Origin of the sequence: Mesorhizobium sp. INR15 (assembly GCF_015500075.1) — a bacterium.
Classification (GTDB): domain Bacteria; phylum Pseudomonadota; class Alphaproteobacteria; order Rhizobiales; family Rhizobiaceae; genus Mesorhizobium.
Genome location: NZ_CP045496.1, coordinates 6242857 through 6268587, shown reverse-complemented (window position 1 = coordinate 6268587; position 25731 = coordinate 6242857). Strand labels below are relative to the sequence as shown.

The window sequence follows — 25731 nt, the reverse complement described above, 5'->3', positions numbered from 1 at the left end:
AGAATTACTCGGCAGCCAGCCTGTCCACCGTTCCATACGTCGCTTGATAAAGCGCGCGCTGACGGCCGAGTGCCACCATGGTGTTGCGCAGTAGGATCGCCACGGTGATCGGCCCGACGCCGCCTGGCACGGGCGTGATCCAGGACGCTACATCCTTGACGCTCTCGGTATCGACATCGCCGACGATTCGGCTGGAACCGTCCGGCAGCGTCTCGGAATTGATGCCGATGTCGATGACAGCAGCACCGGGCTTGACCATGTCGGCCTTGATCAGCCGCGGCTTGCCGACCGCGACGAACAGCGCATCGGCGCGCCGCGCATGCGCGGCAACGGATCGCGTCATGTGATGGCAGACCGTTACGGTCGCGCCTTCGCTCATCAGCAGGAAGGCGATCGGCTTGCCGACGATTTCGGAATGGCCAACGACGACGACTTCCAGCCCCTTCAGATCGAGGCCGGTTTCCTTCAAAAGCTCGACCGAGGCCGCCGCCGTACAGGGTGCGAGGTCGAGCTGGTTGTAGACGATGTTGCCGATCGAGGCCGGGTGCATGCCTTCGACATCCTTGAGCGGATGTACAGCCGCCTGCAGCATCTTGACCGGGATATGCGCCGGCACCGGCCGCTGGATGATGATGCCGGTGACGCGCGGATCGGCGTTCAGGCCATGGATCGCCGCTTCCAGCTCACCTGACGTGATGGTGGCGGGAAACCGCCGCTCCTCGAAATCGATGCCGGCGAGTTCCGCCTTGGCCTTCTGGTTGCGCACGTAGACACCAACCGCTGCCGTGTCGCCAACGGTGATCGACACCAGTTTGGGCGGAAACCCTTCTCGTGTCGCGATCGCTGCGTCCTCGCGCACGGCAGCGATAATGCGCTGGGCAACCGGGCCACCTCTGAGGTAGCGGCTGTCATCGGACAGGGGCATGAATGAACTCTCTGGCTGAAACGTGCCGCCGACATAGCAAAAGAAAATGGCGAAAGGCAGTACGAAAGCGAACCGCCATGCCCTTGCCGCGACGTGCGAGGTGGCGCGCCTGCTCTGGTATCAGTCTGAATTGGCCGGAAAACGGAAAAAGGCAGCGCGGTTTCCCGTGCTGCCCTTCCTGACTGACCGCATCCCCATACGGCCCGTCCCCCGTTGTCTCAGACTGGCGGCGAAAAGTGCAATGCTTTGCCGGCCAAGTGATTCGTGGAGGTTATTATATCACCTCGACCGTGGTTCCAACATTGACCCGTTCGTAGAGGTCCACCACGTCTTCGTTGCGCATGCGGATGCAGCCGGATGAGACCGCGCCGCCGATCGTCCATGGCTGGTTCGTGCCATGGATGCGATATTCGGTCGTGCCGAGATAAAGCGCGCGGGCGCCAAGCGGGTTCTCCATGCCGCCGGCCAGATAGGTCGGCAGGTAACGGCCTTTGGCTGCTTCACGCTTGATCATCTCCGCCGGCGGGCGCCAATCCGGCCACTCGCGCTTATTGGTGATCTTGTGCGTGCCCGACCATTCGAAGCCCGGCTTGCCGGTGCCGACGCCGTAGCGCCGCGCCTTGCCGTTCTTCTCGACCAGGAAGAGGAAATTCTGCGTGGTGTCGATGACAATGGTGCCTGGCTTCTGCGCGCCGTTGTAGGCGACTTCCTGCGGCAGGTAGAGCGGGTTGATCTGCGGGCGCATGACCATGCGCTTGGCTGGCGCCTGCACGGCGGCCGTCTGCACACGGTCGGGCTGCGCGGCGCGCAGGCGCGGCTGCTGCACCACCTGGCGGTTCTGGCGCACGATGCCGGGCGCACGGCCAAGCTGCAGAACCCAGGGCGCGGAAAGGTCGGGGCTCACCATTACTGGCGGCCTGTCGGCATAGCGGTCACCGGCAATGGAAGGCGTGGCGGCAGCAGCAAGCATGGCGGCTGCACCGAACAGGGTAAGCAAGACTGTCTTCATCGGAACGCACCTTGATCGTCGAACATACCGGGTGGAAAGCCTTCCCGGTTTTCGCGATCATTGGCGTGGAGCGGCAACCGAAACATGAATCGGAATGCGTAAAATGCCGAGATGTCAGTAAACCTTTTGGTGTGGTTACCGCCGGGTTCAGGAATCTGGTAAAGCCGCGGTAAATGTCGCGCCAAGGCGCGTTAACGAATGGATTTTCGCCATGGAAACTGAGAATACCGGCCTGATTGCCGGCCCAGACGGTGTCGTGCGCTGCTTCTGGCACGGCAATCTGCCCGATTATCTGCACTATCATGACAATGAGTGGGGCAGGCCCGTTGCCGACGACCGCAGGTTGTTCGAGAAAATCTGCCTGGAAGGGTTCCAGTCGGGCCTGTCCTGGCTGACCATCCTGCGCAAGCGGGAGAATTTTCGCGAGGCCTTTGCCGGCTTTGACATCGACAAGGTTGCAGCCTTTACCGACACGGATGTCGAGCGCCTGCTTGGCAATGCCGGCATCATCCGCCATCGTGGCAAGATTGTCTCGACCATCAGCAATGCCAAGCGCGCCCGCGAAATGACCGACGAATTCGGCTCTTTGGCCGCCTGGTTCTGGAAATTCGAACCCGGCAAGGACGAGCGGCCCGAGGTCGTTGACCTGGCGCACCTGCGCGCCAATCCGACGACGGCGGTTTCGGTTCGCATTTCAAAGGAGCTGAAAAAGCGCGGCTGGAGCTTTGTCGGCCCGACGACAGTCTATGCTTTCATGCAGGCCATGGGGCTGGTCAACGACCATATCGAGGGCTGCGTCTGCCGCAAGCAGGTCGAAGCGGAGCGGAAGGTGTTCAAGCGGCCGAAGTGAGCGACTGGGTCTCAGGTACCGCTTGCGCCGGCCAGGAAAAGACCGGCGACGATCGCTGCTACGGTGGCCAGGGCGGGATAGATCACCAGCAGGCCGGTCATCAGTGCATCGCGCATTGTCGGGCCATTGGTTTCATCAGCTGTAACGTCGAATGGACCTGCCGCCTGGCTCGCCATCTTGTGGGCGTGCATATCGGCGGGCCGCAGCCGGCCATGGGCTTCGCCGGCATTGCGGTCGATAATGTCTGACTTTGCTGCCGTGATCATGGCCCAGAACCCTTTGTTTCCGCGCGCTTTATCGGCTTGGATTGTGTCGGCACGATGCCGCAGCGGTGGCGGAATTGTTTCCTTTTGGCGCATTTTGTTTCCGGTGATGTGGTTCATCCCTCGCGCACGAGGAGGAGGCCTGGGTGCTGACCCTTGCCGCACAAAGCCGCATCGGTTAGGACACGCGCGCTGTGGGAAGCGGTAATTTTACCGCCCCACGAAGCCACGAAACACCGGGTACCCAACTCATGGCCGACAAATCGGAAAAGACGAAAGCGCGATTGCCGCGCGGGTTTGCCGACCGCAGCGCCGACGACATCCGCGCCGTCGAGAAGATGATGGTGACGATCCGCTCCGTCTATGAGCTTTACGGCTTCGAACCGGCCGATCAGCCGCTCATCGAGTATACCGACGCGCTTGGCAAGTTCCTGCCCGACCAGGACCGGCCGAACGAAGGCGTGTTCTCGTTCCAGGACGATGACGAACAGTGGCTGTCGCTGCGCTATGACCTGACCGCGCCGACGGCGCGTTTTGTCGCCGAAAATTATGAGCGCTTGCCGAAACCCTACCGCAGCTATCGCTCCGGCTGGGTGTTTCGTAACGAAAAGCCAGGTCCCGGTCGCTTCCGCCAGTTCATGCAGTTCGACGCCGACACGATCGGCACGCCGGGTGTCGCGGCGGATGCCGAGATGGCGATGATGATGGCCGACGTGATGGAAGCGCTGGGCATCAAGCGCGGCGACTACGTCATCCGCGTCAACAACCGCAAGGTGCTGGACGGTGTGCTCGAGGCAATCGGCCTCGGTGGTGACGACAATGCCGGTCGCCGGTTGACCGTGCTGCGCGCCATCGACAAGCTGGACAAGCTCGGGCGGGAAGGCGTGCGGCTCCTGCTTGGGCCGGGGCGTTGGGACGGTGGCAAGGAAGGCGAAGGCGACTTCGCCAAGGGCGCAGGGCTGAACAATGCGCAGGCTGAGGCAGTCCTTCTCGCGACTTCAAAGTCCGATCAAAACAGCCAGGCTGACCAGGATGTGAACGCGAACGCCGTCTACCAGGAAGGCGTTGGCGAGCTTTCGACGATCGAGGCGCTGGTCAGGGCGGCTGGATACGGCGAAGACCGTATCGCCATGGACCGCTCGGTCGTACGCGGCCTCGAATATTACACCGGCCCGGTCTTCGAGGCCGAGCTTCTGGCCGAGATCCCCAATGAGGACGGCCAGATCGTGCGCTTCGGCTCGGTTGGCGGCGGCGGTCGCTATGATGGCCTGGTCTCTCGCTTCCGTGGCGAGCCGGTGCCGGCGACCGGTTTCTCCATCGGAGTCAGCAGGTTGATGACCGCGCTGAAGAACCTCGGCAAGCTTGGCGCTTCAGACGTGGTCGCGCCGGTCGTCGTGCTGGTCATGGACAAGGACACGGAAAGCCTCGGACGCTACCAGAAAATGGTGGCCGAGCTGCGCGCCGCCGGCATCCGCTCGGAAATGTATCTCGGCGGCGCCGGCATGAAGGCGCAGCTGAAATACGCTGACCGCCGTGGCTGCCCGGTCGCCGTCATTCAGGGCGGCGATGAGCGCGCCAAGGGTGAATTGCAGATCAAGGACCTGATCGAAGGCGCGCGCATGTCGGCTGAAATCACCGACAACGCCGAATGGCGTGCCGCACGCCCGGCCCAGGTCACGGTGGCCGAGAGCGAGCTGGTTGCCGAAGTGAGGAAGATCCTGGCGGCGCAGGCCGAGGAACGCGCGAAGTGATGAGCGCCGTGCTCTGCTTGTCTTCTCCCCTTGTGGGAGAAGGTGGATTGGCGCGCAGCGCCAAGACGGATGAGGGGTGCTGGACGGAGCGAGACGTAAGTGCTTCCTGGAACACCCCTCATCCGACCTCGCTTCGCGAGGCCACCTTCTCCCACAAGGGGAGAAGGGAAGGGCGCACGACATGACCACCCGCTACCCCGCCATCGCTACGGATATCACCAGCCTCTTCGCCGCCCGCGACACGCATGCGGTCGAGGTGGCCGTGCTGCAGCCGGCCGATCCGTTTCTGGACATGGCCGGCGAGGATCTGCGCCGCCGTATTTTTCTGACCGAAAGCGAGACCGGCCAGACGCTGTGCCTGCGGCCCGAATTCACCATTCCGGTCTGTCTCGACCATATCAGTTCGCAGGCCGGCACGCCGCGCCGCTATTCCTATCTTGGCGAGGTGTTTCGCCAGCGCCGCGAAGGCGGCAATGAATTCTTCCAGGCCGGTATCGAGGATCTCGGCGATCGCGACACGGCCGAGGCCGATGCCCGTTCGCTGGCCGATGCGCATGCGCTGCTGTCGCTGGCGCTGCCGGCTCTCCCCCTGACGGTCACGCTTGGCGACCAGACTATTTTCGAAGCGGTGTTGGCGGCGCTCGGCCTGCCGCGCGGCTGGCGCATGCGCCTTGCCCGCGCCTTCGGTTCCACGGCGATGCTGGAGGCAGCCCTTGCCGATCTCGCCAATCCACCACGCAACGGCCAGCTTTCGGGAGCGGTCGCGGCGCTGGTGCTCGATGGCGATCTTGAAGCCCTTTCGGCGCATATTGCCATCGGCATGGAAGAAGCCGGCCTGTCGGCTTCGGCTGGACGCGCACCGGCCGACATCGCGCGGCGCTTGATCGAGAAGGCCGAGCTGCGCAGCGTGCGCCTTTCCAATGAAGCATTTTCGGCGTTGAAGAGCTTCCTGGCGATCGACGTTTCGCTCGATGGCGCAACGGCGGCGCTCGAAGCCTTCGCCACAGGGGCCGGGCTTTCGCTGGGCGCGGCACTGGAGAAATTCGCCGCCCGCGCCAAAGCCATCGTCGCGCATGGCTTGCCGGCGGAAAAAATCCGCTACGACGCCGCCTTTGGCCGGCCGCTCGACTACTACACCGGTCTCGTCTTCGAGATCGCGTCCGGGAACGGCGACCGGCCGCTGGCCGGCGGCGGCCGCTACGACCGGCTGCTGACGCTGCTTGGCGCGAAAACGCCGATTCCTGGCGTCGGTTTTTCGGTGTGGCTCGACCGCATCGAGGCATTGCGGGAGAAGGCGTCATGATCACGCTGGCGATCCCATCGAAGGGCCGGCTCAAGGAGCAGGCGCTGGAGGTTCTGGCGAAGGCCGGGCTCGCCGTCAGCCTGCCCGGCGACGAACGCTCCTACCGCGCCCGCATCGATGGCACCGAGAGTGTCGAAGTGGCGTTCCTGTCGGCCTCGGAAATCGCTGGCGAGATCGGCCAAGGCGCGGTCGACCTCGGCATCACCGGCGAGGACCTGCTGCGCGAAAACCTCGCCGACTGGGAGGCGCGCGCCGAGATCATCGCTCGTCTTGGCTTCGGCAGCGCTGATGTCGTGGTCGCGGTGCCGGAAATATGGCTCGATGTCGACACCATGGCCGACCTCGATGACGTTGCCGCCGATTTCCGCCAGCGTCACGGCCGGCGGCTCCGCATCGCAACCAAATACTGGCGGCTGACGCAGCAATTTTTCTCGCAAAAGCACGGCATTCAGGTCTACCGCATCGTCGAGAGCCTCGGCGCCACGGAAGGTGCGCCGGCGGCTGGACTGGCCGACATCATCGTCGACATCACCACGACCGGCTCGACGCTGCGCGCCAATCACCTGAAAGTGCTGGGCGACGGCGTCGTGCTGCGCTCGCAGGCCTGTCTGGTGGCTTCGAGGAGGACGCGGACGCCTGCCGACGAAGCCGTCTTGCGTGACATTGCCACGAAAATGGCTGCCATCGCCCAATAGGACATTCGCTCAGTACCATCGGCGGGATTTTCACCACCGCTGCGGGCTGATAGGCTCCGTCTGTCCTGGGAGGAGACGGTGATGGCGATCAATCTCGATGAGTTGAAGAATGCCACCAACCTGCGCGGACGCGGTCTGCGCAATGGCGGCACGTTCGTCGCGCCGCTCGATGGCCGGGCGCATGTGTCGGGCGAGCGCACGGTACCGCTGCTGCACAAGACCATTCCCGCGCTGTTTTCCGACACCGTCTCGAAGTTTGGCACGCTCGATGCGGCTGTCTTCGTCGACCAGGACAAGCGCTTCACCTGGAGCGAACTGTCGGACACGGTGGACGCCCTGGCCGCCGGCTTCCTGGCGCTGGGTTTGGAAAAGGGCGAGCGCGTCGGCATCTGGTCGCCGAACCGCTGGGAGTGGCTGGTGACGCAATTCGCCACCGCCCGCATTGGCCTGATCCTGGTCAACATCAATCCGGCCTACCGGCTGACCGAACTCGAATACGCCCTGAACAAGGTTGGCTGCAAGGCGCTGGTCACGGCGGCAAAGTTCAAGACCTCCGATTACCTCGGCATGATCGAGACGCTTGCGCCGGAGATTGCAAGATCGCAGCCGGGCAAGCTCGTGTCGGAAAAACTGCCTGATCTGAAGATCGTCATCCGCATGGGCGACGAGAATTCACCTGGCATGTTTAATTTCAGCGACGTGCTGGCCATGGCCGGGCGCGACGAGCACGACAGCCTCGACCGCATCTCGGACGGGCTGAGGGCTGGCGACGCCATCAACATCCAGTTCACCTCGGGCACCACGGGCGCACCGAAAGGCGCGACGCTGACCCACAACAACATCGTCAACAATGGCAATTTCGTCACCGCGGCGATCAAGCTCACCGTCGACGACCGGCTCTGCATCCCGGTGCCGCTCTACCATTGTTTCGGCATGTCGATGGGCACGATGGGTTGCGTCTCGAAGGGCGCGACCATGGTCTTCCCGGGCGAAGGGTTCGATGCCGGCGCTACGCTGAAGGCGATTGCAGGCGAGCGCTGCACAGGCCTTTACGGTGTGCCGACCATGTTCGTCGCCTTGCTCGACCATGCGGATTTCGCTTCCTTTGATCTCTCCGGCCTGCGCACCGGCATCATGGCCGGCTCGCCGTGCCCGATCGAGGTGATGAAGAAGGTTGTGTCGCTGATGCATATGGAGGAGGTGACGATCGCCTACGGCATGACCGAGACCAGTCCGGTGTCATTCCAGAGCAGCGTCGATGATCCCCTGGAAAAGCGGGTCTCGACCGTTGGGCGCGTCCATCCTTATGTCGAGGTCAAGGCGGTGGATCTGGACGGCGCCACCGTGGCTGTCGGTGCGCCCGGCGAGCTCTGCACGCGCGGCTATTCCGTCATGAAAGGCTATTGGGACGACGAGGAAAAGACCCGCGAGGCGATCGACACGGATGGCTGGATGCACACCGGCGACCTCGCGACCATCGATGCCGAGGGCTATTGCAACATCGTCGGACGGGTCAAGGACATGGTCATCCGCGGCGGCGAGAATGTCTATCCGCGCGAGGTCGAGGAATTCCTCTACCGCCATCCCAAGGTGAAGGAAGTCCAGGTGTTCGGCATTCCCGATGCGAAATATGGCGAGGAGCTGTGCGCCTGGATCGTGCTCAAGCCGGGCCAGATCACCACGGAACAGGAGATCAAGGCCTTCTGCTCTGGCCAGATCGCCCACTACAAGGTCCCCCGCTACATCCGCTTCCGCACGGAATTGCCGATGACGGTGACCGGCAAGCCGCAAAAATTCCTGATGCGTGAAGCGATGGTTGAGGAGCTTGGGCTGGTGAAGCAGAAGACGGCGTAACCAGCTCAGAAAGCTTGACGGAGACTGCAATCAATCAAATCTCGCCTTTGCGGCGGTCGCGCATAGCGAGCATGAGCAGGGGCTGATGCCGGCCGCCAGCGCGACGTGACCGCCGGCCGCTGTCGTCGCATTGCCTGGATGCGTTAAATGCTGTGCACTTTAGAGCCCCAGCGCCAAGGCCACGGCGTCGGCTTCAGCCCGGCAGCAACCGGCCGATGCGCGCGGGGCGAGGGACGCAGGCGAGCAGCGCCTCAAAAACTTGCCACGCATGTCACAGCGGCGGACTCTTAATCGTCATGACGTCGGAACCAACTCAAGGAGACTGATCATGACTGCTAAACTTGACATTATGGCCGCCGCGCCTGCGCTGATAAAGGAGTGGCAGCGCGCGGCGTTCGCCATTTCCTCCAGCCTCGAGCACAGCCTTGCCGAGCTTGTCGAAATTCGGGCGTCCCAGATCAATGGCTGTGCCAACTGCATCAACATGCATACGGTGTTCGCGCGTGAAAATGGCGAAACCGATCAGCGCCTCTATCTGCTGCCGGCCTGGCGTGAGGCGCCTTGCTACACCGACCGCGAACGCGCGGCACTGGGCTGGACCGAGGCGATGACACGGATCTGCGAAGGCCATACGCATGAAAGCGCCTATGAGGCTCTGCGGGCGGAGTTCACGCCCGAGGAACAGGTCAAGCTCACATTGCTGATCAATGTCATCAACGGCTTCAACCGGCTCTCGGTTGGTTTTGGCGGCTGGGTCGATCCGGCGGCCATCAAGTCCGCCAAGGCAGCCGCGGCTTGATTGCCAACGCACCATCCCAGGACGCAGCGGCTTGCTTCGAGCCGCTGCGTTCAAAGTTGATGCGCGTTGCCTATCGCATGCTTGGTTCCGTCGCCGACGCCGAGGACGTTGTGCAGGAGGCCTTCATACGCTGGATGAGGGCCGACCGCACAGAGGTGCGCGAGCCCGAGGCGTTTCTGCGTCGCATGGTGATGCGCCTCTGTCTTGACCAGCTCAAATCCGCACGACGCCGGCGCGAGACCTATGTCGGAACATGGCTTCCCGATCCCGTCGTCGAGGATGAGGAAGAAGACGATGTCACCTTGCCGCTGATGCTGGCGCTGGAGCGCCTTTCACCGCTCGAGCGGGCGGCCTTTCTGCTGCACGACGTGTTCGGGCTGGGATTCGAGGAGGTGGCGGCGACCATCCAGCGTGACCCTGCCGCCTGCCGTCAACTCGCCGGCCGAGCGCGCGGCCATGTCCGCGCGGCGAGACCTCGTTTCCAGGTGGAAAAACAACGTGGCCTGGCGCTTGCCGAGGCGTTTTTTACGGCGTCGCGCAGCGGCGACCTGAAAGCGCTCGGCGCTATGCTGGCAGCCGATGTCAGCCTTCATGCCGACGGCGGTGGCAAGCGGCCGGCAGCGCCGGAGCCGATCTTTGGTTTCGCTTCCGTCATGAAGGCCCAGGAGCATCTGGCGCCTTTGTTCCGCAAGCATGGCTCGAAACTCGTTCGCGCCGGTTTCATCAACGGATTGCCCGGCTTCATCACCATCGAGGCCGACGGCGAATTTTCAACCACCGCGCTCGAAATCGAGGACGGCAAGGTCGCGGCGATCTACGTGGTGCGCAACCCTGACAAGCTCAGGCACCTGCATTGATTTAGGTCAGGAGAAGTACGGCTTCAGGTTCTCCCGGATGCGGTCCAGCACCGTCGCGCCGGAAAGATCAGGAGCGAAGCTTTGGCCGGTGATCGCTTCGAAGGCCTGTATGTAAACCGCTGACGTCTGCTCGACCAGTTCCGCTGGGATTTCCGGGATAGGGTCCTTGTAGGGGTCGCATCGTGCCGTCACCCAGGCACGGACGAAATCCTTGTCGAAGCTGCGCGGCCGCTCGCCTTTTTCGAAACTCCCGGCATAGCTTTCGGCGAGCCAGTAGCGGCTTGAGTCCGGCGTGTGGATTTCATCGGCGAGAACGATTCTTCCGTCCTTGTCGGTGCCGAATTCGTATTTGGTGTCGACAAGGATGAGGCCACGTTCGGCCGCAAGGGCCTGGCCGCGCGCGAACAGCGCAAGCGCATAGCCGGAGACGGCGTCCCACTGCTCTTTTGTCAACAAACCCTGCTCGAGGATTTGCGCTGCCGACAACGGCTCGTCATGTCCGCCATCAAAGGCCTTGCTGGTCGGCGTGATGATCGGCTCGGGAAGCTTTTCGTTGTCGCGCAGCCCGTCCGGCAGGCGCATGCCATACATGTCACGTTCGCCGTTGCGGTATTTCGTCAGGATGGACGTGCTGGTGGTGCCGGCGAGATAGCCGCGAACAACGATTTCGACCGGCAGAATGTCCAGCCGGGTACCAATGACAACATTGGGATCGGGATAAGCGAGCACGTGGTTTGGACAGATATCGGCGGTTTCCTCGAACCAGTAACGCGCCGTCTGGGTCAAAACCTGCCCCTTGAGCGGGATCGAGGTCAGGATGACGTCAAAGGCGCTCAGGCGGTCGGTTGCGATGATAATGCGGCTGCCGTCCGGCAGATCGTAGTTCTCACGCACCTTGCCGTTGTAGCGGTTCGGCAGTTCGGGGATGAAGGCATCGGTAAGAACGCGCAAGGCTTTTGGTCTTTCGCTGGCGTTGTCGGTCCTTAACCGCTTAGAGCGGCCCGAACCCATGGGTCAAGCAAGATCGGCCATCCCTTTGATTTCCGACGGCCCTGTGATTTCTGGCGGCCCTGTGATTTCTGGCGGCCCTGTGATTTCCAGCGGCAAACCGAAAGCGGGAAACAGGCTCGCCCCCAGCGGCGGGGCGTAAAGCACCATTTCGCTGATCTGTCCGCTGCCTGCCAGCATATGCAGGGAGTGCGCCATATAGGGCTGGTTGGCGCGCCTGACATAGACGGCAACCGCCGGCTGTCCGTTGGCGACGCCCGCCACGGCGCGGAAGCCGTCATAGCGAGGCCAGACGCTGGTCATGAACTGCGCCACCTCGTGTCGGCCGTGGAACGTGCGATGCCATGGCGGCATGGTCATGACGATATCCCGTTGCAGCAGGCTGATCAGCGCGCCGACATCGCCCGCGTTCCACGCGTCGACATAGGCCGCCACCAGCACATGGTCCGACGCCGCGGTATCTTGCGGCGGCAGGGCGGAGCGCGCCCGTTGCAAGGCGCTGCGCGCCGCAGCCACGGTGATGCCGAGGGCGGCGGCCGCCTCCGCAGCCGTCATGCCGACGCCGTCGTGCAGCAGCAACACGGCGCGGCCTCGCGGCGACAGGGTGTGCAGCATCGAGATGAAGGCCAGGCGGATGTCCTGGCCGCGCTCCGGATCGGATGGCAGAGCCCCTCCTGGCCACGGTTCCACCCACGGCTCCATCCCCGGCTCGACCTCGTCGAGGCTGGGTCCGAACAGGGCTTGCCGCCGCTTGCGCGTCCGCAGCGCATCCAGGCAGACGCGGGTGGCGACGCTGTAGAGCCATGGCCGCCCGGCCGCCTCGTCCTGCAGGCTGGCGAATTCTCGCCAGCCGCGCAGCAATGTCTCCTGCAGACAATCCTCTGCGTCCTGCAGGCCGCCCATCATGCGGTAGCAATGACGCTTCAGCTCTGCGTTCATGACGCCAGCCAGCACGGAAAAAGCGCCCGATGCGTCTCGTCCATTTGATACGTCGAGGGCGGCGATCGAAGTCTCCATCCGCATCAGCTTAGCGCCGCCACCCCTTCCGGGGAAACGATGAAATTGCCGCCGGGCGCTGCCTCGCCAATCAGGCCGACCAGTGCGTCGGCAACCTGCTGCGGGGTCTGCCCCAGCCCCATCGTTTCGAGGAAGGCGGCTTCGCTGGTGCCGTTATAGCTCGCATAGCCCCTGACGCCCGCCGCGCCGATATCCGTCTGCGGCATCAGGCGGGCCGGTGCCAGTGACAGGAACCGCAGATCGAGGCCAGCGCGGTCGGCCGCCTTCTGGGCATAACTGGTCATGAAAATCTGCATCTGCTTGGCGCCGGCATAGCCGCCGGAGATCGGTGAGCCCTGGCGCACCGCGCCGCTGGTGATGGTGATGATGGTTGTGCCCGCCGGCAAGGGCCGCTTCAGCGCCGCTTGCAGGAAAACGTAGCTCATCCGCACGTCATTGTTCCAATTGCCGCTGAACGCCTCCCAGTCGACCTCGGGAAATGGGCAGCATGGCGGCATGGCGCCGCCGCACAGGACCAGGATACGTGGCACCTGGGTGGCGAAGACGCGGTTGGGTGTATCGGCAGCCGACGCATCGCAGGCCAGCACCGCCACGCCAGGCAGGTCGCGCGCCAAGCTGTCCAGGCCAGCCTGTCCGCGCGCCGTGACAAGCACCTGTGCGCCGAGGCGATGAAAGTTCTCGGCGAGCACGCGGCCAAGACCACGGCTGGCGCCGATGACGGTGACAGGGGTATGCGAGAAATCGGTCATTGAGGTTACTCCATGATGGTGACGTGGAGTAGGACGTCCCGGCCGCCGCGGATGCATCGCGGCGGCCGAAATATTTTTGGCGGCGGCGCGTTTTGCCAAGGGACGTATCGGGCAAAGGCAGCAAAAGTCGCCGGATTTTACGGTCTCATGCTCGCCGCGGAGCACGACTTCAGATGGAACAATTTCGGCCAGCTTACCGGCTCGCTCACGCCGCCAGCACCGCCGTACCAAGCCCCTGAATGATCTTCGCCAGTTCCACGCATTCGTCATGGCGCACACCGTTGCGGCGCCATGCAAGGCAGATCATGCGCTGTGGCATCGGTTCCTGGAAGGGGACGATCTTGAGATCGCGCATGGCGCTGGCCGGTCCCGCCGCCATTTCGGGGATGAGCGTGACGCCAAGCCCATGCGCCACCATCTGCAGGAGTGTCGTCAGGCTGGTGGCGCCGTAGCTTGCCATCGCCACGGGACGCACGCTACCGCAGATGGCAAGCGCCTGTTCGCGCAGGCAATGGCCTTCTTCCAGCAGCATCAATCTCTCGAGCGCCGGGCTTTCCGGCGGAACCGGCGGCGAGGCAAAGGCGGGGTCGCCGGCCGGCACCGCCAGGAAGAACCGGTCTGGAAACAGCGCCTCGGTCACCAGCCCAGGATGATCGAGCGGAAGCGCGGCCACGAAAGCGTCGAGCTTCCGCGAGGCGACGTCCTCGACCAGCGCGGCGGTCACCGCCTCGCGCAGTTCAAGTTGCAGCCCCGGAAAGTGCTTTTTCAATTCAGGCAAGGCACGGGGCAGAAGATACGGCGCCACCGTTGGAATGATGCCAAGCCGGAACCGTCCTTCCATCGCGGGGCGACCGCGCCGCGCCATGGTTTCGACGTCGCGAATATCGGACAGGATGCGCTCGATGCGCGGCAGCAAGGCCTGCGCCTCGTCGGTCATGCGCACCGATTTGCCGCCGCGTTCGAACAGCTTGCAGTTGAGGCGCGATTCCATCTCGGCGATCTGTGAGGACAATGCCGGCTGGCTGACGCCGGCAAGCTTTGCCGCGCGGCCGAAATGCAGCGTCTGCGCCAGCGCGTCGAAATAATGCATCTGCCGGACAGTCAAGCCTATCATAAGGAAAACCTATCGAAACAAACAGGAAAGGCAATTTGTTTTTATCGGCGAGCCGGCCTAGTCTGGAACCATTCCAAAGTGATGCGGCCGCTTGGCCCGCCCGGAAAACTCGGCAAATCGGAGATGAACATGGACGCGAACACTGATGACAAAAGCGCGGGCAAATGCCCGGTCGCGCATGGCCCCGTTGGCAGGATCAACCGCGACTGGTGGCCGAATCAGCTGAACGTCCAGATTCTCCATCAGCAGTCGTCGCTCTCCGATCCGATGGGCGAAGCCTTCGACTATGCCGAGGAGTTCAACAGCCTCGACCTCGACGCGGTGATCAAGGATCTGCATGCGCTGATGACGGACTCGCAGGAATGGTGGCCGGCCGATTTCGGCCATTACGGCCCGCTGTTCATCCGCATGGCGTGGCACAGCGCCGGCACCTACCGTATCGCCGACGGCCGTGGCGGCGCCGGAGCCGGGCAGCAGCGTTTCGCGCCGCTGAACAGCTGGCCGGACAACGTCAATCTCGACAAGGCCCGCCGGCTGCTGTGGCCGATCAAGCAGAAATACGGCCGCAAGATTTCCTGGGCCGACCTGCTGATCCTCACCGGCAACGTCGCGCTGGAATCGATGGGCTTCAAGACCTTCGGTTTCGCTGGCGGCCGCGCCGATGTCTGGGAGCCCGAGCAGGACGTCTACTGGGGTCCTGAAGGCAAGTGGCTGGCCGACGAGCGCTACAGCGGCGACCGCGACCTGCAGAACCCGCTCGGCGCCGTGCAGATGGGCCTGATCTACGTCAATCCGGAAGGCCCGAACGGCAATCCGGATCCGCTGGCCTCGGCGCGCGACATCCGTGACACCTTCGCGCGCATGGCCATGAACGACGAGGAAACCGTCGCGCTCATCGCCGGCGGCCACACCTTCGGCAAGACCCACGGCGCCGGCGATGCGGGCCTTGTGGGCGTCGAACCGGAAGGCGCCGATATCGAGCAGCAGGGCCTTGGCTGGGCGAGCAAGTTCGGCACCGGCAAGGGTGGCGACGCGATCGGCAGCGGCCTGGAAGTGACCTGGACCACGACGCCGACCAAGTGGAGCAACAACTTCTTCGACAATCTGTTCGGCTTCGAATGGGAACTGACGAAGAGCCCGGCCGGCGCGCATCAGTGGACGCCGAAGGGCGGCGCGGGTGCCGGCACAGTGCCGGATGCGCATAGCGCCGGAAAGCGTCACGCGCCCTCGATGCTGACCACCGACCTCGCACTGCGGTTCGACCCATCCTATGAGACGATCTCGAAGCGCTTCCACGAGAACCCGGACAAGTTCGCCGATGCTTTCGCCCGCGCCTGGTACAAGCTGACCCACCGCGACATGGGCCCGGTCGCGCGCTACCTCGGCCCGCTCGTTCCCGAGGAAGAATTGCCTTGGCAGGACATCATTCCGGAGCTCGATCATGTCCTGATCGACGAGCAGGATGCCGATGCCCTGAAGGCGAAGATCATCGCTTCCGGCCTTTCGGTGCCGCAACTGGTCTCGGCGGCCTGGGCGTCAGCCTCGACATTCCGTGGCTCCGACAAGCGCGGCGGCGCCAATGGCGCGCGCGTCCGCCTGGCCCCGCAGAAGGATTGGGCGGTCAACCAGCCGGCGCAGCTGGCCAAGGTGCTGGAAAAGCTCGAGGCGATCGGCAAGGAGTTCAACACGTCGCAGTCGGGCGACAAGAAGGTCTCGCTTGCCGACCTGATCGTGCTTGGCGGCAATGCCGCCATAGAGAAGGCTGCGAAGGATGCCGGCCACAACGTTGATGTTCCCTTCTGGCCGGGCCGCATGGACGCCTCGCAGGAGCAGACCGACATTCACTCCTTCGTCCCGCTGGAGCCGGCTGTTGACGGCTTCCGCAACTATGTCAGCGGCAAGCAGCGCCTGACCGTCGAGGAAGCGCTGGTGGACCGTGCCCAGTTGCTGACACTGACGGCGCCGGAAATGACCGTCCTCGTCGGCGGCCTGCGCGTTCTCGGCGTCAATGCCGGACAGTCGAAGCATGGCGTCTTCACCGGCAAGCCGGAGACGCTGACCAACGACTTCTTCGTCAACCTGCTCGACATGGGCACGGAGTGGAAGGCGGCGTCGGATGCCAAGGACGTGTTTGAGGGGCGCGACCGCAAGACCGGCGAAGTGAAGTGGACCGGTACCCGTGCCGACCTGATCTTCGGTTCGCACTCGCAGTTGCGCGCGCTCGCGGAAGTGTATGCAACGGCCGACGCCAAGGCGAAGTTCGTCTGGGATTTCATCGCGGCATGGACCAAGGTGATGAACGCCGACCGCTTCGACATCGTTTGATCCCGGCGCGAAATACGCAGGGATAGACGCTGCTGGGTAAGTACAAATGAAAAGGCGCGGGGCCAGCCCCGCGCCTTTTCCCGTTCAGGCTGTCGAAAGATCAATCTTTCTCGAACACGCGCGCCTTGGCGACGACCCCGGCAATGGCGCCACCGATCAATGGTGCGACGATGAACAGCCAGAGCTGGCTGAGTGCCGCACCTCCAGTAAACAGCGCCGGGCCGATCGAACGGGCGGGATTGACCGAGGTACCTGTGACCGGAATCATGGCAAAGTGGATGCCCGCCAGCGTCAGGCCGATGACCAGCCCGGCAAATGCTGTCGAGTGCTTTTCAGCGGTAACGCCGAGGATCACCGTGACAAACGTGAAGGTCCCGATCAGCTCCCACAGGAATGCCGAGCTCATACCCCATTTCGCCTCATCCCAGCCATTGGCTCCGAAGCCGCCGGTGTGGCCGCCGGTCTGGCCGGAGACGATGATCCACAAGGCCAGCGATGCCAGGATCGCGCCGATGATCTGTGCGATCCAGTAAGGGATGACATCCTTGGCCGGCAAACGGCCGGCGAGGAAGACACCCAGTGTCACCGCCGGATTGAGATGCGCGCCCGAAATCGGGCCGATTGCATAGGCCGCCGCAATGAGGCCGATGCCGAATGCCAGGCCGATGCCTTCCTGGCCGAGCGGCAGCGCACCGCCGAAACCGCCTGTCACCACCGACGCCGTGCCGATGAACACCAACAGAAATGTGCCTAGAACTTCCGCCAGATAAGTCTTCATTGCCCTCTCCTCGTGACGATCCGCCGGTCCACGGTTTCCGCGCCGCGAATCATGGTGACAAGAGTATTCTCAAGCGAAAAACTTGGAAAGCAGAGTGGTTGCGCCACAAGCCGTGCTTGCAGTCGCCAGTTACGAACATTAGAGACCTTTCATTTATTCACCGATCTGCTGTTGCCGGCCCGGGAGATTTATTGATCGGGCGGACTTGGCAGGCCACGGTCCGACTGCGGCCTCGTCACGAGACGGAGCGGGGTTCAATCCGGACGTGAAAGGCTCTAAGAGCAGGTCGAGAGATGAATGTGCTCGATTTGATGGAATAGCGAATGCGACTGGGCGGACGGCTGGCTGCGGCCATCGAAGTGCTGGAGGACATTGGCCGGCGTCACCGGCCGGTGGCCGATGCGCTGAAGGACTGGGGTCTGTCGCATCGCTTCGCCGGCGGCGGCGACCGCGCGGCGATCGGCAACATCGTTTATGACGGGCTGCGCCGCAAGCGTTCCGCCGGCTGGCTGCTGGGAGACGACACGCCGCGCGCCATCGGCTTCGGCGCGCTGCTGCTTGAATGGAGCCTCACCGCGCAGTCGCTGAACGGCACGCTGGATGGCGACAAGTTCGCGCCGCCCCTGCTGACATCAGCCGAACTTCAGGCAATCACCGAGCGCCGCCTGGCCGATGCGCCGCCGGCGGTACGGGCGGACGTGCCCGACTGGTGCGAACCGCTTTTCGCACAGGTTTTTGGCGAGGCCTGGATTGAAGAGGGGGCGGCACTCGCGACCCGCCCGCCGCTTGATATCCGGGTCAACACCTTGCAGGCCGATCGCCCGAAAGTGCTTGCCGAGCTGGCGGAGACCGGCGCCAAGGCAGCGCATATCGCGCCCTACGGCATTCGCATTGCGCCGATCGATGGTGACGGCAGGCATCCCAACGTGCAGGCAGAGCCCGCCTTCCAGAAAGGCTGGTTCGAGGTCCAGGACGAGGGTTCGCAGATCGCGGCGGCACTTGCCGGCGCCGAGGCCGGCATGCAGGTGCTCGATTTTTGTGCCGGCGCCGGCGGCAAGACGCTGGCGCTGTCAGCGGCAATGGACAATCGCGGCCAGATCTTCGCCCATGATTCCGAAAAGGCGCGGCTGGCGCCAATCTTCGACCGCATGCGCCGTTCCGAAAATCGCAATGTGCAGATCGTCACCAAACCGGCGGAGCTTTCGCCGCTCTCCGGCCATATGGATATTGTCCTGGTCGACGCGCCTTGCACCGGCAGCGGCACCTGGCGGCGCCGTCCCGATGCCAAATGGCGGCTGACGCAAAGACAGCTCGACACACGCAAGAACGAGCAGAAAACGATCCTCGAAGACGCCAGCCGCTACGTCAAACCGGGTGGCTTGCTGGTCTATATCACCTGCTCGGTGTTCGAAGAGGAGAACGGCGACCAGGTAACCGCCTTCCGCGGCCGCAATGCCGGCTTTGCCCCGGTCGATCATCGTGCACTCTGGAATGGCCGTTTCCCAGGCCATGAAGCGGCCATGCGTATTGGCGCTTCGGGCGGCATCTCGCTATCGCCGGCACGCAGCGGCACCGATGGCTTCTATTTCTGTGCGATGCGCAGATCGAGCTGACCTCGCCGTTGACAGTTCGCAGCCGCGCCCCAGTTGCTGGCGCGCGGCGTCATGCCGCCGTAACGGGGTGCACGCCTTGCAAAAATATCTGTCGCTTCTGATTTTCCTTATCCTCGTTTTGGGCGGCGGCCTGCTGATCGGCTACGCGACGCTGCCGGGCGCCTGGTACGCATCGCTGGCGAAACCTCCCTTCAATCCACCCAATTGGATTTTCGGCCCGGCCTGGACCTTGCTCTATGTGCTGATCGCCATTGCCGGTTGGCGGACCTGGTGCATTGAAGCCGACGGGACCGCCATGAAAATCTGGGCTGTCCAGCTGCTGCTCAATTTCGCGTGGTCGCCAACCTTCTTCGGTGCCAGGCTGATGGGGCCTGCCCTGGTCGTCATCATCCTGCTCTTGGCAGCCATCGTCCTCTTCATCGGCAAGGTCTGGAACAGGGACAGGGTTTCTGGATGGCTGTTCGTGCCCTACGCGGCCTGGGTGGCGTTCGCCACCGTGCTCAACGCATCGCTTCTCTGGCTAAATTAATACGCTTGCCGGAAGTTGTTTTGCTGCAGTGCAACATTAGATGATTGCCTGCAAAGCCAGCCTCTGCAATAAGCTTTTGCGACAAGAGTGAAGGCAATGGCCATGGCTGCAAAGATCGTACCCGCCCACGGACTACGAGGACCGTGTCAGGACGTCCTTCGCGCGCCAGAAAGCGATGGCGACCATCGGCGCCGAACTCACGCTGGTGACGCCCGGCATCATCGAGATCGAAATGCCCTATTCGGCCGCGCTCACCCAGCAGCATGGCTTCCTGCATGCAGGTGTTATTTCGACGGCGCTGGACTCGGCCTGCGGCTACGCGGCCTTCTCGCTGATGCCGGAGAATTCGAGTGTGCTGACCATCGAGTTCAAGGTCAATCTGCTGGCGCCGGGCAGGGGCGAGCGCTTCCTGTTCCGAGGCTCGGTGACGAAACCCGGCCGCACCATCATCGTTGCCGACGGCCAGGCCTATGCCTTTGCGGCCGACGGCGAGGCCAGGCTGATCGCCACTATGACCGGCACGATGATGACGGTGGTCGGCCGTGACGGGATAGAGGGGTAGTCTATGGGCGAGGCTGTCCGAATAGGGGGCAAGGATGTCCTTTTCGTCATGGCCGTGGAGGCCGAATATGGCCCGCATCTGAAGCGGCTGTTCACGCCATTGATGACCGGCGTAGGCCCTGTCGAGGCCGGCGTCAGGCTGGGAGCGGAACTGTCGCGGCTGAGGTCCGACAAGGCGTTGCCGGATCTGGTCGTGTCGCTCGGTTCGGCGGGCAGCCGCACACTGGAGCAGACCGAAATCTACCAGGCCGTTTCGGTCCGCTATCGTGACATGGATGCCTCGCCGTTGGGCTTCGAGAAAGGGGCCACTCCGTTTCTCGATTTGCCCGTGACCGTGCCGCTGCCGTTCAAAATTCCCGGCATCCTGGAAGCCTCGCTGTCGACCGGCGGCGCGATCATCACTGGGTCTGCCTATGATGGGATTGCCGCTGACATGGTCGACATGGAAACCTTCGCCTGCCTGCGCGCCTGCCAACTGTTCGGCGTGCCGCTGATTGGCTTGCGCGGCATTTCCGATGGCGCGGCCGACCTCAGGCATGTCGGTGACTGGACGGAGTATCTTCACGTCATCGACGAGAAGCTTGCGGGAGCAGTCGGGCTGCTCGAGCAGGCCATCGGCAACGGCCTGCTGAGCGCCTGACCGGATCAAGCGGCCAAAGAGGCGGTATCGCCGAAATCGATGCGCGAAACGCGCCCGCGTGCTGCACCGGTTGCGTCGACATATTCGATGGCACCCGGCATGTGGTCGAGCTTCCAGATGCCGGTTGGCCCGTCCTGCCATTCGACCTTGTAGCCGTCGTCCAGCAGCCACCATTGTCCATGAAAGCGGGTGCCGTCCGGCAAGAGCATGTGGGCGCGCTCCCCCGTTTCATAGTGGATGAAGGCGTTCTTGCCGCCCATGTCGATGACATGCGTGGTGCCGGCCATGATAATGGCCAGTGTTTCCTTGTTCAATATCGTCATTGTGCTGTCCCTGTGATCTGAGTTCGAAAGGCGTCTCGACGAGCCAGAGATCGTCAAGTATCTTGACTATATGAAGGATCGAGAAAATGGTCAAGTATCTTGACGAAAAAACCGAAGCGCTGCCCGATCATGTCGGCTGGCGGCTGTGGCAGGCAAGCCGCGCCTGGCAGGCCGAATTCACTGCCGCTATGCGTGCCGCGGGCCATGGCTGGTTCACTGAAGCGAGGGCCGGCTTGATGGGGCACATCCCGCGCGGTGGCATGCGCCAGTCGGCGCTGATCGAACGTTCGGCGATCTCCAAGCAGGCGGTTCAGCAATTGCTGGACGGGCTGGAGGCGGACGGCGTGGTCGAGCGGCTGCCTGATCCGCGAGACGGACGCGGCAAGCTTGTCCGTTACACCAGCAAGGGTCTGGATGCCCTGCGCGATGGCGACAAGATCAAGCTGGGGATCGAGCAAGCCTATGCCGCTCGCCTCGGCCCTGGGCGGTTCACAGCGCTGATGGACGCCTTGCGGACTCTCGACACCGGGCAAGCCAATGCACCTGATGCCGCCGAATCGAAGTGAAGGCGCGACCGCGCAACCCATTGCATCGACTCATTTCTTTCTCTAAACGCTCGCCATGAAAACAGCCAATCATCCCGACACCGTCCTGATTGTCGATTTCGGCAGCCAGTTCACGCAGCTCATCGCCCGCCGCATCCGTGAGGCCGGCGTGTTTTCCGAGATCGTGCCGTTCCAGTCGGCGGAAGCGGCGTTCAAGCGCATCAACCCCAAAGCCGTGATCCTGTCCGGCGGCCCGGCTTCCACCGGCGACATCGGCAGCCCGCGCGCGCCGCGGATCGTCTTCGACGCCGGCGTGCCGGTCCTCGGCATCTGCTACGGCCAGATGGCCATGTGCGTGCAGATGGGTGGCGTTGCCGAGAGTTCCGACCATCGCGAATTCGGCCGCGCCTTCGTCGAGATCGAAAAGGACAATCCGCTGTTCGAGGGCCTGTGGGCGCCCGGCCAGCGGCACCAGGTCTGGATGAGCCATGGCGACCGCGTCATCTCCTTGCCCAAGGGCTTCGAGGTGTTCGGCAAGTCGGAGGGCTCGCCCTTCGCCATTTTCGGCAATGTCGAACGCAAGATGTACGGCATCATGTTCCACCCGGAAGTGGTGCACACGCCGGACGGCGCCCGGCTGCTGAGGAACTTCGTCCACAAGATCGCCGGCATCGAGGGCGACTGGACCATGCGGGCCTATCGCGAGCACGCGGTCGAGACGATCCGCAAGCAGGTCGGCAAGGGCAAGGTCATCTGCGCGCTGTCGGGCGGGGTGGATTCTTCCGTGGCCGCGCTGCTGATCCACGAAGCGGTCGGCGACCAGCTTACCTGCATCCTCGTCGACCATGGTCTGATGCGCAAGGATGAGGCAGCTGGCGTGGTGGCGATGTTCCGCGAGCATTACAATCTGCCGCTCATCCTGGTGAATGCGTCGGACCGTTTCATCGGCGCGCTTGAGGGCGAGTCGGATCCCGAAAAGAAGCGCAAGACCATCGGTAGGCTGTTCATCGAGGTGTTCGAGGAGGAGGCCAAGAAACTTGGCGGCGCCGAATTCCTGGCGCAAGGCACGCTCTATCCCGACGTCATCGAGAGCGTCTCCTTCACCGGTGGCCCGTCGGTAACGATCAAGTCGCATCACAATGTCGGCGGTCTGCCCGAGCGCATGAACATGCAACTGGTCGAGCCGCTGCGCGAACTGTTCAAGGACGAGGTGAGGGCCCTGGGCAAGGAGCTTGGCCTGCCCGACAGCTTCATCGGCCGCCATCCGTTCCCGGGTCCAGGCCTCGCCATCCGCTGCCCGGGCGGCATCACCCGCGAAAAGCTCGAAATCCTGCGCGAGGCCGACGCCATCTATCTTGACGAAATCCGCAAGGCCGGTTTGTACGACGCCATCTGGCAGGCCTTTGCCGTGCTGTTGCCGGTGCAGACCGTCGGCGTGATGGGCGATGGCCGCACCTATGAATTCGTCTGCGCCCTGCGCGCCGTTACCTCGGTAGACGGCATGACGGCGGATTTCTACCACTACGACATGGCCTTCCTCGGAGCCGCCGCGACACGCATCATCAACGAAGTGCGCGGCATCAACCGCGTGGTTTACGACGTGACCTCGAAACCGCCGGGGACGATCGAGTGGGAATGATTCAGGCCCATCCGAGCGTATCCGGAACTACGCCTTGGTGCGAACTAAGTCACTGAAAACAAAACTAAATCCTTCCGAAGACTACCGATGACTATCGGTGGGCATAGTTTGGTTCTGACGGTCTAATCTGACGGTGCGGGCCATATTGCCTGAGCCGATTTTTCAAAGTACCGTCACGGCGAATGAGGTTCGTGACGGTACTTTTTTTGTTTTAAGTTATTGAAAACAAATGTGTTTTCCCCTTACGACTCCTAAAAAATGTGCTGACGGTACTTTTCAGGAAGAGGTGAGAATGCTGACGGACACCGCCCTCAAGGCATTGAAACCAAATGACAAATTATACAAGGTTGCCGATCGCGACGGCATGTATGTTCGCGTCACGCCGACCGGTGCAATTTCGTTTTGCCTGGACTAGCGACTTAACGACCGTCGGGAAACTGTCTATCTCGGCAAGTACGGGCGTGACGGCATTTCCCTAGCCCGGGCTCGGGAGAAGTGCCTCGACGCGCGGCGCGCCGTCGCCGAAGGACGATCGCCAGCGATAGAGAAGCAGCGCGACAAGCGGCGCATAAAGGAGGCGAAGAGCTTTGGTGAGTTCGGTGAGAAGTGGCTCACCGCCGCGCCGATGGCCGACAGCACGCGCGCCATGCGCCGCCACATCTTCGAACGAGAGCTTCTGCCTGTATGGCGCAGTCGTCTCCTGCCTGAGATTACGCCGAACGATCTAAGAGCCTTGTGCGGCAAGATCGTTGAACGAGGAGCCCCCGCGACGGCTATTCATGTACGAGATATCCTGAAGCAGATTTACAGCTTCGCGATCCTGCACGGTTAAAAGGTCGCCAATCCCGCCGCCTTGCCTGGGTCACCGCCAATGCGCGTAACCAGTCCGTATTTTGAGGATCGCTGTCGGGCAGCCGTTTTCCGACTGTAAGGCTATCCTGGTACAGGCGGGTGCGATAGCCACTAAGGGTACGCAAACGATGCACACCTTGAGCGGACATGCTGGGGACGGGACATGCAGACATTCAACTATCCAAGCTGGAACCGGATCACCTTCGACCGAAAAGGCACGGTGCCGCTGAACGAACAGCTGTTCGGCCAACTTCGACGCTTCATCGTTGATGGCATGATTTCTCCCACCGCGCGGCTGCCGCCGAGCCGCCTGATGGCGGAAGAGCTTGGCCTGTCACGCAACACCGTCGTGCTTGCCTATGAACGGCTCGCCACTGAAGGTTATGTCTCCCGGCGCGTAGGCGCGGGCACCTTCGTGGAAAACATGCTTCCGGAGGATCATCGCCCGAGTCCCAGTCCTGCGGCCGCAGCGACAAAGGATGCGTTCCTTTCTCCCTCGCGCCGTGGACAGGCATTGCTCGACTTGGACCTGCCACCCGAGCGCATCGCGGCCTTTGATCTCAGCGCCGGCGTCCCCGCGCTGAACGAATTTCCATATGACGTTTTCGCGCAGATCGCGAGCCGTCGATGGCGCGAGCATACCAGCGCACATACGGGCTACGACTATTCCCGCGGCGCATCGCTGCTCGGCAGCCGGATAGCCACCTATCTGTCAGACGCGAAGGCCATCGCATGCAAGCCCGAGCAACTCATCGTCATCGGCAACACGCTTCAGGCCGCCGCCCTCGTTTCCCACGTCCTTCTCGATCGCGGCGACACAGTGCTTATTGAGGACCCTTGTCACATACCCCAGGTCGCGACGCTGGAGGCGTTCGGCCTGACGACGGTTCCCGTGCCCCTCGATGAAAGCGGGTTTGACATTGCCGCGGCAGGGGAGGTGAACCGCAATGCCCGCATGGCCATCGTCTCGCCGGTCGAGCAATGGCCGTTCGGCTGTACCATGACGCCGCCACGCCAGCAGAACCTCCTCGAGTGGGCAGCCGATCGCGGGGGGTGGATCTTCGAGGACGATTCCAACAACGAGATACGCTGGTCGGGTGAAGCCCAAGTCTCGCTTCATGCCCGCGATCCACTGCGTGTGATCTATACGGGGTCGTTCAACCGTGTGTTGGCGCCCGGCCTGCGACTGGCCTACATGATCGTCCCCGAGCCTCTCGTGGAGACGTTCTCCGTCGCGCAGCGCATCTTCTCCTTCTATGCGCCGCTGCCTGATCAGATTTTGGTCGCCGACTTCATGGACCAGGGGCGGCTGGCCTCCCATATGCGCCGCATGCGCACCATCTACCGCGAGCGCGCGGCATGCCTGACCGAATGCCTGCGCGATCGGCTGGGTGACACGTTTGACGTACCGGACGCCCGCGCTGGCCTGCACCTGACCATCCGAGCGCGCAGGCCCTTCAACGACGTTGCCGTCTCGCGGGCGCTACTTGAGAAGGGTCTGGACTGCCCCCCGCTGTCGCGCTACTTCCGCGGCCAGGTGAAGCGAACGGGCCTTGTCCTCGGCTTCGGCAACACCTCGGTTCGGCGCATTCCGCGTTGCGTCGACATCCTCGCCCGTGCTGTCAGCGCAGTCGGCTGACAGCACTTCGGCGGTGGATTCTGGCACTGTGACCGCTTCCGCAAGGATTGGTCCGCACTCGCCACGCGAAATTGGCTCTTTGGCGCGCGCGGA

23 protein-coding genes and 2 pseudogenes are annotated in these 25731 nt (G+C 63.1%); 16 read left to right on the top strand and 9 right to left on the bottom strand.

The window, feature by feature from the left end:
- Positions 1-4 precede the first annotated feature (4 nt).
- Together GA829_RS30465 and GA829_RS30460 are read right to left on the bottom strand one after the other, a co-directional pair.
- The gene (locus tag GA829_RS30465) at positions 5-925 is read right to left on the bottom strand and encodes a bifunctional 5,10-methylenetetrahydrofolate dehydrogenase/5,10-methenyltetrahydrofolate cyclohydrolase (RefSeq protein ID WP_195176249.1); all 921 of its coding nucleotides are present in this window, start codon (positions 923-925) and stop codon (positions 5-7) included.
- 274 nt (positions 926-1199) lie between these two features.
- Positions 1200-1934 carry a L,D-transpeptidase gene (locus tag GA829_RS30460; protein ID WP_195176248.1) on the bottom strand — a complete coding sequence of 245 codons (735 nt, stop codon included), beginning with the start codon at positions 1932-1934 and terminating at the stop codon, positions 1200-1202.
- A gap of 211 nt (positions 1935-2145) precedes the next feature.
- Between GA829_RS30460 and GA829_RS30455 the strand changes: the two genes are divergently transcribed.
- On the top strand, positions 2146-2784 hold the full coding sequence (locus GA829_RS30455; protein ID WP_195176247.1) for a DNA-3-methyladenine glycosylase I: 639 nt from the start codon (positions 2146-2148) through the stop codon (positions 2782-2784).
- A gap of 11 nt (positions 2785-2795) precedes the next feature.
- Here GA829_RS30455 and GA829_RS30450 read toward each other — a convergent pair whose 3' ends face one another.
- On the bottom strand, positions 2796-3167 hold the full coding sequence (locus tag GA829_RS30450; protein ID WP_308462308.1) for a hypothetical protein: 372 nt from the start codon (positions 3165-3167) through the stop codon (positions 2796-2798).
- Positions 3168-3298: 131 nt separating this feature from the next.
- On the opposite strand from GA829_RS30450, the gene hisS reads away from it, so the two are divergent.
- From hisS to GA829_RS30420, 6 genes are all read left to right on the top strand, one after another.
- A complete protein-coding gene (gene hisS, locus GA829_RS30445) occupies positions 3299-4798 on the top strand; it encodes a histidine--tRNA ligase (RefSeq protein WP_195176246.1) in 1500 nt (499 codons plus the stop codon).
- Between the two features lie 181 nt (positions 4799-4979).
- Positions 4980-6101: an ATP phosphoribosyltransferase regulatory subunit gene (locus GA829_RS30440; RefSeq protein ID WP_195176245.1), complete on the top strand. Its 1122-nt coding sequence runs from the start codon at positions 4980-4982 to the stop codon at positions 6099-6101.
- Positions 6098-6796 carry an ATP phosphoribosyltransferase gene (gene hisG / locus GA829_RS30435; protein WP_195176244.1) on the top strand — a complete coding sequence of 233 codons (699 nt, stop codon included), beginning with the start codon at positions 6098-6100 and terminating at the stop codon, positions 6794-6796. The genes GA829_RS30440 and hisG overlap by 4 nt, the downstream gene beginning before the upstream one ends.
- A gap of 81 nt (positions 6797-6877) precedes the next feature.
- Positions 6878-8650: an AMP-binding protein gene (locus GA829_RS30430; protein ID WP_195176243.1), complete on the top strand. Its 1773-nt coding sequence runs from the start codon at positions 6878-6880 to the stop codon at positions 8648-8650.
- Positions 8651-8978: 328 nt separating this feature from the next.
- Complete coding sequence (locus GA829_RS30425) at positions 8979-9449, top strand: carboxymuconolactone decarboxylase family protein (RefSeq protein ID WP_195176242.1); 471 nt, start codon at positions 8979-8981, stop codon at positions 9447-9449.
- 59 nt (positions 9450-9508) lie between these two features.
- Complete coding sequence (locus tag GA829_RS30420; RefSeq protein WP_258052373.1) at positions 9509-10306, top strand: sigma-70 family RNA polymerase sigma factor; 798 nt, start codon at positions 9509-9511, stop codon at positions 10304-10306.
- Positions 10307-10312: 6 nt separating this feature from the next.
- Here GA829_RS30420 and GA829_RS30415 read toward each other — a convergent pair whose 3' ends face one another.
- The 4 genes from GA829_RS30415 to GA829_RS30400 all read right to left on the bottom strand — a co-directional run bounded on the left by GA829_RS30415 (position 10313) and on the right by GA829_RS30400 (position 14194).
- Positions 10313-11257, bottom strand: coding sequence for a phosphoribosylaminoimidazolesuccinocarboxamide synthase (locus GA829_RS30415; RefSeq protein ID WP_195176241.1), 945 nt, complete (start codon positions 11255-11257; stop codon positions 10313-10315).
- 63 nt (positions 11258-11320) lie between these two features.
- Complete coding sequence (locus GA829_RS30410; protein WP_195176240.1) at positions 11321-12337, bottom strand: RNA polymerase subunit sigma-70; 1017 nt, start codon at positions 12335-12337, stop codon at positions 11321-11323.
- The gene (locus GA829_RS30405; protein WP_195176239.1) at positions 12337-13080 is read right to left on the bottom strand and encodes an SDR family oxidoreductase; all 744 of its coding nucleotides are present in this window, start codon (positions 13078-13080) and stop codon (positions 12337-12339) included. The genes GA829_RS30410 and GA829_RS30405 overlap by 1 nt, the downstream gene beginning before the upstream one ends.
- A gap of 205 nt (positions 13081-13285) precedes the next feature.
- Complete coding sequence (locus GA829_RS30400) at positions 13286-14194, bottom strand: hydrogen peroxide-inducible genes activator (protein ID WP_195176238.1); 909 nt, start codon at positions 14192-14194, stop codon at positions 13286-13288.
- Positions 14195-14323: 129 nt separating this feature from the next.
- On the opposite strand from GA829_RS30400, the gene katG reads away from it, so the two are divergent.
- Positions 14324-16519, top strand: a complete 2196-nt coding sequence (gene katG / locus GA829_RS30395) for a catalase/peroxidase HPI (RefSeq protein WP_195176237.1) — start codon at positions 14324-14326, stop codon at positions 16517-16519.
- 100 nt (positions 16520-16619) lie between these two features.
- Here the strand turns inward: katG and GA829_RS30390 are convergent, their stop codons facing one another.
- Entirely contained in the window at positions 16620-17297 is a 678-nt protein-coding gene (locus tag GA829_RS30390; protein ID WP_195176236.1) for an MIP family channel protein, read from the bottom strand.
- 323 nt (positions 17298-17620) lie between these two features.
- Between GA829_RS30390 and GA829_RS30385 the strand changes: the two genes are divergently transcribed.
- From GA829_RS30385 to GA829_RS30370, 4 genes and pseudogenes are all read left to right on the top strand, one after another.
- Entirely contained in the window at positions 17621-18910 is a 1290-nt protein-coding gene (locus GA829_RS30385) for an RsmB/NOP family class I SAM-dependent RNA methyltransferase (RefSeq protein ID WP_195176235.1), read from the top strand.
- A gap of 76 nt (positions 18911-18986) precedes the next feature.
- The gene (locus GA829_RS30380; RefSeq protein WP_195176234.1) at positions 18987-19439 is read left to right on the top strand and encodes a TspO/MBR family protein; all 453 of its coding nucleotides are present in this window, start codon (positions 18987-18989) and stop codon (positions 19437-19439) included.
- Positions 19440-19541: 102 nt separating this feature from the next.
- A pseudogene (locus GA829_RS30375) lies at positions 19542-20001 on the top strand (PaaI family thioesterase).
- 3 nt (positions 20002-20004) lie between these two features.
- Positions 20005-20640, top strand: a complete 636-nt coding sequence (locus GA829_RS30370; protein WP_195176232.1) for a 5'-methylthioadenosine/S-adenosylhomocysteine nucleosidase — start codon at positions 20005-20007, stop codon at positions 20638-20640.
- Between the two features lie 5 nt (positions 20641-20645).
- Here GA829_RS30370 and GA829_RS30365 read toward each other — a convergent pair whose 3' ends face one another.
- Positions 20646-20963, bottom strand: a complete 318-nt coding sequence (locus tag GA829_RS30365; protein WP_195176231.1) for a hypothetical protein — start codon at positions 20961-20963, stop codon at positions 20646-20648.
- Positions 20964-21049: 86 nt separating this feature from the next.
- Here GA829_RS30365 and GA829_RS30360 point away from each other — a divergent pair, with 86 nt between their 5' ends.
- The 4 genes and pseudogenes from GA829_RS30360 (at position 21050) to GA829_RS30345 (ending at position 25638) form a co-directional block, all read left to right on the top strand.
- Positions 21050-21529 (top strand): MarR family winged helix-turn-helix transcriptional regulator, encoded by a 480-nt coding sequence (locus GA829_RS30360; RefSeq protein WP_195176230.1) that lies wholly within the window; start codon positions 21050-21052, stop codon positions 21527-21529.
- A 55-nt stretch (positions 21530-21584) separates the two neighbouring features.
- Positions 21585-23147: a glutamine-hydrolyzing GMP synthase gene (guaA, locus tag GA829_RS30355; RefSeq protein WP_195176229.1), complete on the top strand. Its 1563-nt coding sequence runs from the start codon at positions 21585-21587 to the stop codon at positions 23145-23147.
- A 292-nt stretch (positions 23148-23439) separates the two neighbouring features.
- Positions 23440-23976: pseudogene (locus GA829_RS30350) on the top strand (tyrosine-type recombinase/integrase); the annotation flags it as partial.
- Positions 23977-24162: 186 nt separating this feature from the next.
- Complete coding sequence (locus tag GA829_RS30345) at positions 24163-25638, top strand: aminotransferase-like domain-containing protein (RefSeq protein WP_195176228.1); 1476 nt, start codon at positions 24163-24165, stop codon at positions 25636-25638.
- Positions 25639-25731: the final 93 nt, after the last annotated feature.